The following is a 7,222-nucleotide window of genomic DNA, read 5'->3' as shown; positions in this document are numbered from 1 at the left end:
AGCTCGTACTCCTTCCAGCCGAGGATCGACTCCTCCAGGAGCACCTCGGTGGTGGGGCTGGCGGCGAGGCCGGCGCCGCCGATGCGGCGCAGGTCCGCCTCGTCGTACGCCATGCCGGAGCCGGTGCCGCCCATGGTGAACGACGGGCGGACGACCATCGGGTAGCCGAGGTCGTCGAGAAGATCATCGACAAGGAGCGCCCCGACGCGGTGCTCGCGACCCTCGGCGGCCAGACCGCGCTCAACTGCGCGATGGCCCTCGACAAGTCCGGCATCCTGGAGAAGTACGACGTCGAGCTGATCGGCGCCTCCATCGACGCGATCGAGCGCGGCGAGAACCGCCAGCAGTTCAAGAAGATCGTCGAGGAGCTCGGCGGCGAGTGCTCGCGCAGCGTCATCTGTCACACAATGGAAGATTGTGAGCAGGCTGTCTTTGGTCACCCAGACGGTTCCGGTGAGGGTCTCGGCTTTCCGGTCGTGGTGCGCCCGTCGTTCACGATGGGCGGCACCGGCTCCGGCATGGCGCACGACGAGACGGACCTGCGCCGGATCGCGGGCGCGGGCCTGCAGGCCAGCCCGACCACCGAGGTGCTCCTCGAGGAGTCGATCATCGGCTGGAAGGAGTACGAGCTCGAGGTCATGCGGGACACCGCGGACAACGTGGTGATCATCTGCTCGATCGAGAACCTCGACCCGATGGGCGTGCACACCGGCGACTCGATCACGGTGGCGCCGGCGATGACGCTGACCGACCGCGAGTACCAGGCGATGCGCGACCTCGCGATCGGCATCATCCGCTCGGTCGGCGTGGACACCGGCGGCTGCAACATCCAGTACGCCGTGAACCCCGCCGACGGCCGGCTGATCGTGATCGAGATGAACCCGCGGGTGTCCCGCTCGTCGGCGCTGGCGTCGAAGGCGACCGGCTTCCCGATCGCGAAGATCGCCGCGAAGGTCGCGATCGGCTACACGCTGGACGAGATCCCGAACGACATCACCCGGCAGACGCCGGCCAGCTTCGAGCCGACGCTGGACTACGTGGTGGTGAAGGTGCCGCGGTTCGCGTTCGAGAAGTTCCCGGCCGCGGACGCCACGCTGACCACGCACATGAAGAGCGTCGGCGAGGCGATGGCGATCGGCCGCAACTACACCGAGGCGCTGCAGAAGGCGCTCCGGTCGCTGGAGAAGCCGGAGGCCCGGTTCTCCTGGGCCGGTCAGCCCTCCGAGCTCGGCCCGTTGCTCGAGACCATCAGGACGCCGCAGGACGGCCGGCTGCGGATCATCATGGACGCGATCCGCGCGGGCGCGACGCCGGAGCAGATCTTCGAGGCGACGCGCATCGACCCGTGGTTCGTGGACCAGCTCTACCTGATCCACGAGACCGCGCTGCAGGTCGCGGCCGCGCCGCGGCTGACGCCCGAGGTGATCAAGCTGGCCAAGCGGCACGGGTTCTCGGACCTGCAGCTGGCCGAGATCCGCGGGCTCACCGAGGACGTCGTCCGCGGTGTCCGGCAGGCGCTCGGGATCCGGCCGGTGTACAAGACGGTCGACACCTGCGCGGCCGAGTTCAAGGCCGAGACGCCGTACCACTACTCCTCGTACGACGAGGAGACCGAGGTCGCGCCGCGGGACACCCCGGCGGTGCTGATCCTCGGCTCCGGGCCGAACCGGATCGGCCAGGGCATCGAGTTCGACTACTCGTGCGTGCACGCGTCGATGGCGCTCCGCGAGGCCGGGTACTGCACGATCATGGTGAACTGCAACCCGGAGACGGTGTCGACCGACTACGACACCTCCGACCGGCTGTACTTCGAGCCGCTCACCTGCGAGGACGTGCTCGAGATCGTGTACGCCGAGCTGCAGGCCGGACCGGTCGCGGGCGTGATCGTCCAGCTCGGTGGCCAGACGCCGCTCGGGCTGGCGCAGCGGCTCGAGGACGCCGGCGTACCGATCGTCGGGACGTCGCCGGCCGCGATCCACCTCGCCGAGGAGCGGGGTGCCTTCGGCAAGGTGCTCGCCGATGCGAACCTGCCGGCCCCGAAGCACGGTACGGCGCTGTCCGCCGGGCAGGCGCACGTGATCGCCGAGGAGATCGGGTTCCCGGTGCTCGTCCGGCCGTCGTACGTGCTCGGTGGCCGCGGGATGGAGATCGTGTACAGCACGGCCGAGCTGACCGCGGCGCTGGAGCGGCTCGGCGGCGGGGAGGCGTTCGAGCACCCGGTGCTGATCGACCGGTTCCTGGACGACGCGGTCGAGATCGACGTCGACGGGCTGTACGACGGGAACGAGCTGTTCCTCGGCGGCGTGATGGAGCACATCGAGGAGGCCGGGGTGCACTCCGGGGACTCGTCGTGCGCGCTGCCGCCGATCACGCTCGGGAACGCCGACATCGAGAACATCCGTCGCTCCACGGAGGCGATCGCGCGCGGAGTCGGCGTACGGGGTCTGCTGAACGTGCAGTACGCGCTGGCCGGCGATGTGCTGTACGTGCTGGAGGCGAATCCGCGGGCGTCCCGGACCGTGCCGTTCGTGTCGAAGGCGACCGCGACGCCGCTGGCCAAGGCGGCGGCCCGGGTGATGCTCGGTTCTTCGATCTCCGAGTTGCGGGCCGAGGGTCTGTTGCCGGCCTCCGGGGACGGTGGCACGTTGCCGACGACGACGCCGATCGCGGTGAAGGAAGCCGTGATGCCGTTCAACCGGTTCCGGACCATCGACGGCTCGTCGGTCGACACCGTGCTCGGGCCGGAGATGAAGTCGACCGGCGAGGTGATGGGCATCGACGACACGTTCGGTACGGCGTTCGCGAAGTCGCAGGCGGGTGCGTCGCAGCCGCTGCCCGCGCACGGGAAGGTGTTCGTCTCGGTCGCGAACCGGGACAAGCGGCACATGATCTTCCCGGTCAAGCGGCTCGCGGACCTCGGCTTCGAGATCTACGCGACCGAGGGCACGGCCGACGTACTGCGGCGCAACGGCGTCGAGGCCGTCACGGTCCGCAAGAGCAGCCAGGGTCCGGGCCCGAATGGTGAGCCGACGATCGTCCAGATGGTCCAGGACGGCGAACTGAACCTGATCGTCAACACGCCGATCGGCATCACGCAAGGCGGCTCACCCCGGCTGGACGGCTACGAGATCCGTAGCGCCGCCGTCGCCCGCAACATCCCCTGCATCACCACAGTGCAGGGCCTCGCCGCAGCGGTCCAGGGCATCGAGGCCCAGCGCACCGGCGACATCGCCGTACGGTCCCTCCAGGACTGGGTCCCCAGGATCCACGGTGCCTGAGAACGTGCGGGCTCGGCGCTCGGCGTACGAGCGGGTTGTACGACCTGCGCTGTATCGGCTGGGCAAGGGAGACGCGGAGGTCGCGCACGAGCAGACGCTCGCCGGCCTCCGCCTCCTCGGCCGCATCCCCGGCGCACCACGCGCCGGGGCCCGGCTGTACGGCGTACCGGGCGCGGCGCGGACCGTGTTCGGGGTGCGGTTCCCGTCTCCCGTCGGGCTGGCGGCGGGGATGGACAAGAACGGGGTCGCGTTGCGGGCCTGGCCGGCGATCGGGTTCGGGTTCGTGGAGGTCGGTACGGTCACCGCGCATCCGCAGCCGGGGAACGAGAAGCCGCGGCTGTTCCGCCTGGTCGAGCACGAGGCCGTGATCAACCGCATGGGGTTCAACAACCTCGGCAGTGCGGCTCTCGCCGAGCGGTTGGCGGCGTACGGCGACCTCGGCTACCCGCTCGGCATCTCGATCGGCAAGTCCAAGATCACCCCGCTCGACGAAGCGGTCGAGGACTACGTGACCTCGCTGCGCCGCCTCTACCGGTACGGCGACTACTTCGCGGTCAACGTGAGCTCGCCGAACACCCCCGGCCTGCGCGAACTCCAGGACGCCGGCCACCTCAGGGAACTACTGACCGCCCTGCACGCCGAGGCCGCCGCTCTGACCGTGTCCGGTCTCGCCCCGAAGCCGATCCTGGTGAAGATCGCCCCCGACCTGACCACGACCGCGATCGACGAACTCCTCCAGGTCTGCACCGACACCGGCGTCGCGGGCATCATCGCGACCAACACGACCATCACGCGGGCGGGCGTCGCGGAGCACCCGCTCGCCGCCGAGACCGGCGGCTTGTCGGGCCGCCCGCTCACCGACGTCTCGGCGAAGATCGTCGCCCACATCCACGGCGAGACCGGGGGAGCGCTGCCGGTCATCGGAGTGGGCGGAATCGTCGACCCGTCGGACGCGCACCGGTTGTTCGACGCCGGCGCCAGCCTCGTGCAGGTCTACACCGGCCTGATCTACAAGGGCCCGGGACTGATCCGCCAGATCAACAGGAGCTTGCCATGAGCAACCAACCCTTGGGGAGCGACATGCCTAACTTGCCGTTCGGTGCCCGTCTGCGCGCCGTGATGGACGCTCGCGGCCCGCTGTGCGTGGGGATCGACCCGCACCAGCACCTCCTGGATGCCTGGGGCCTCCCGGACACCGCGGACGGCCTCGCGACCTTCACCTACGGCGTCGTGGACGCGCTCGCGGACCGGGTCGCGGCGTTCAAGCCGCAGTCCGCGTTCTTCGAGCGGTTCGGTTCGGCCGGTGTCGCCGTACTCGAGCAGGCGACGATCCGGCTGCGGGAGGCCGGCGCGCTGGTGATCATCGACGCGAAGCGCGGCGACATCGGTACCACGATGGCCGGGTACGCGTCGGCGTACCTGTCGGAGAAGGGGCCGCTGGCGTGTGACGCGCTGACCGTCAGCCCGTACCTCGGGTTCGGCTCGCTGCGGCCCGCGATCGACGAGGCGCGGGAGGCGGGTGCCGGGCTGTTCGTGCTCGCGCTCACGTCGAACCCGGAGGGCCCGCAGTTCCAGTCGGCCCGGACCGCCGACGGGGCGACCGTCGCGGGCGCGGTGCTGGACGGTCTGCGCGCGCTGAACGCCGACACCGACGGCCTGGGTTCGTTCGGCGCGGTCGTTGGGGCGACCATCAGTTCGACCGACGAGAACCTGGACATCAACGGCCCGCTGCTCGCTCCCGGCCTCGGCGCCCAGGGCGGCACCGCCGAGAGCCTGACGAAGGTCTTCGGTACGGCGGTCCGCAACGTCGTCCCGTCCAGCTCCCGCGAGATCCTCGGCGCCGGCCCCGACCCCAAGGCCCTCCAGGACGCCGCCACCCGCGCCAACGACGCGTACCGAACCGTGCTCGGATACTGACCCGAAACACGCTAGAATAAGCAGTAGCAAATGCCGCGGATGAATTTCCTGCGGCATTTGCTGTTTTCCCTGGATTTTCTGTTCAGGTATGTTTGCAGGCTCGGAAGTGCTCGGGTACGACGACGCGATGTCGGCCGATCACAACTGTGAGGCGCGGGTGATCGTGTTCGTGGGTGAGGGTGTTGAGCTGCGGTTGGAGGTGCCGGAGATCTTCGACGGGCGTGCCACGCTGGTCGAGGCGCACACCGTTCGCGATTATTTCCGGCGGCAGTTGGGCTTCGAGGTCGGTGACGAATTGACGATCCGGGACTGGCTGGCGTTTCCGGAGTCGGTTCTGCTGCAGTTCACGGCCGGTGGCGTGTTTCACGACGAGCTTGGTCTGAAGGCGGTTCGTGAGCGGTTGGCGTATTACCCGGATGATGTGTGGCGGTATTTGATGATCGCCGCGTGGTGGCGGGTGCATCCGGAGATGAATCTGGTCGGGCGGGCTGGGTATGTCGGGGACGAGCTCGGGTCCGCGGTGATCGGGGCGCAGTTGGTGCGGGAGCTGATGCGGCTGTGCTTCCTGATCGAGCGCCGGTACGCGCCGTACTCGAAGTGGTTCGGTACGGCGTTCGGCCGGTTGTCCTGTGGTTCGTCGATCGGGCCGCTGCTGCGGGCGGTGCTGCGGGCCGAGGACTGGACGGAGCGCGAGGAGGCGCTCGCGGCGGCGTACCGGGCGGTGGGGGAGCTGCACAACCGGCAAGCGATCACGACGTCCGTCGAACTCGGTGTCGCGCGGTTGTGGGATCGTCCGTTCGAGGTCGTCTGGGGCGACTTCCCGGGCGCGCTCACGGCGACGATCCAGGATCCGGTCGTACGGCGCCTCGCAGACCGCTGGCCAACCGGCGGCATCGACGAAGTACGCAACGTCCTGCACCGCACTAGCGATCGCCATCAGGCCCTCGCGCTGCTGGAGTAGCCGCCGTCAGCTGCTCGAGTAGAGCGTTGTCAGCAGGTCTACCGCTGCCGGGGTTGCCGGATGTGGGTCCGTGCGTTGCCAGATCAGGTGTACGTCGACCGGCGGCGCGTCCCGCACCGGCCGGTACGTGACGCCCTCGCGGCGGTACTGCGTCGTCGTCGCCTGGGGCGTCATGCCGACGCACCGGCCGGACGCGACCGCGGCCAGCCAGTCGTCGACGTCCTGGGTGTACTCGATCACCGGCCGCGCGTCCTCCGGCCACAGGTCGGCCGTGGTGCTTCCGGTACGCCGGTCGATGACGAGCGTCCTGGTCCGGAGCTGGTCGAGCGTGACGGCCCGCTTCCGGGTGAGCGGGTCGTCGGCGGGCAGAGCGCAGTACCGCTGCTCCTGGGTGAGCAGTACGTGTGCGAAGCGGCGGAGGTCCAGGTGGCTGCGGACGACGGCGAGGTCGCACAGTCCCTCGGCGAGTCCACCGGTCGGGGTGTTGGTGCGGATCAGCTGCAGCTCGATACCGGGATGCTCCGCCGCCCAGCGCCGCTGGAACTCGCGCGTGTGGCTGCCGAACGCCGACCACGCGTGCCCGACGCGCAACCGGCTGTGACCGCTGGTCGCGTCGGCGACGAGTTCGTCCAGCTCGGCCAGCACGTGACGCGCGCGGGCGAGAACCCGGACGCCGACGGTCGTCGGAGTGAGTGACCGGCTGGTGCGGTGCAGCAGGCGGACGCCGAGCTCGCGTTCCAGCGCCAGCAGATTGCGTGAGACCGCGGCCTGCGAGATCCCGAGCTCGATCGCGGCGTCGGTGAACGTGCCGGAGTCCACGATCTCGACCAGGCACCGCAGCTGCCGGATATCCATGACTCCAGCGTATAGATCCGGCGACCGCCGCATTTTGCCGTGGGCCGCGGGGAGCGGATCCTCGGGATCGTGAGGCGAGATCGGTTGGCCGGTGTGGTGATGATGCTCGGCAGCGGGCTGTCGACGCAGGTGGGTGCGTCGGTGGCGGCGCTGGCGTTCCCGGTGATCGGCCCGGCGGGCGTGGTCGCGATCCGGCAGTGGGTCGCCGCCG

The 7,222-nt window shown here is 69.6% G+C and carries 6 protein-coding genes; 4 read left to right on the top strand and 2 right to left on the bottom strand.

What is annotated here, in order from left to right:
* Positions 1-134 (bottom strand): hypothetical protein (locus VFF46_RS25080; protein WP_414673088.1); only part of this gene is annotated, 134 nt, incomplete at its 3' end.
* Between the two features lie 75 nt (positions 135-209).
* Between VFF46_RS25080 and carB the strand changes: the two genes are divergently transcribed.
* From carB to VFF46_RS25060, 4 genes are all read left to right on the top strand, one after another.
* On the top strand, positions 210-3,278 hold the full coding sequence (gene carB / locus VFF46_RS25075; protein ID WP_414673087.1) for a carbamoyl-phosphate synthase large subunit: 3,069 nt from the start codon (positions 210-212) through the stop codon (positions 3,276-3,278).
* On the top strand, positions 3,271-4,335 hold the full coding sequence (locus VFF46_RS25070) for a quinone-dependent dihydroorotate dehydrogenase (RefSeq protein ID WP_325039656.1): 1,065 nt from the start codon (positions 3,271-3,273) through the stop codon (positions 4,333-4,335). Before carB ends, VFF46_RS25070 begins: the two co-directional genes overlap by 8 nt.
* Positions 4,336-4,358: 23 nt before the next feature.
* Positions 4,359-5,195, top strand: a complete 837-nt coding sequence (gene pyrF, locus VFF46_RS25065) for an orotidine-5'-phosphate decarboxylase (protein ID WP_325039655.1) — start codon at positions 4,359-4,361, stop codon at positions 5,193-5,195.
* 88 nt (positions 5,196-5,283) lie between these two features.
* Positions 5,284-6,156 carry a DUF4037 domain-containing protein gene (locus tag VFF46_RS25060; protein ID WP_325039654.1) on the top strand — a complete coding sequence of 291 codons (873 nt, stop codon included), beginning with the start codon at positions 5,284-5,286 and terminating at the stop codon, positions 6,154-6,156.
* Positions 6,157-6,162: 6 nt separating this feature from the next.
* On the opposite strand, the gene VFF46_RS25055 is transcribed toward VFF46_RS25060, so the two are convergent.
* Positions 6,163-7,011, bottom strand: coding sequence for a LysR family transcriptional regulator (locus VFF46_RS25055; protein WP_325039653.1), 849 nt, complete (start codon positions 7,009-7,011; stop codon positions 6,163-6,165).
* Positions 7,012-7,222 lie beyond the last annotated feature (211 nt).

Origin of the sequence: Kribbella sp. (genome assembly GCF_035655035.1) — a bacterium.
GTDB lineage: Bacteria > Actinomycetota > Actinomycetes > Propionibacteriales > Kribbellaceae > Kribbella.
Note: the sequence above shows the minus strand (reverse complement) of the source record. Positions and strands in the feature narration are given on the sequence as shown.

Coding starts and splice junctions, on each gene's coding strand:
- VFF46_RS25060 (WP_325039654.1), top strand. CDS start 5,284: ATGTTTGCAGGCTCGGAAGTGCTCGGGTACGACGACGCGATGTCGGCC.
- pyrF (WP_325039655.1), top strand. CDS start 4,359: ATGCCTAACTTGCCGTTCGGTGCCCGTCTGCGCGCCGTGATGGACGCT.
- VFF46_RS25055 (WP_325039653.1), bottom strand. CDS start 7,011: ATGGATATCCGGCAGCTGCGGTGCCTGGTCGAGATCGTGGACTCCGGC.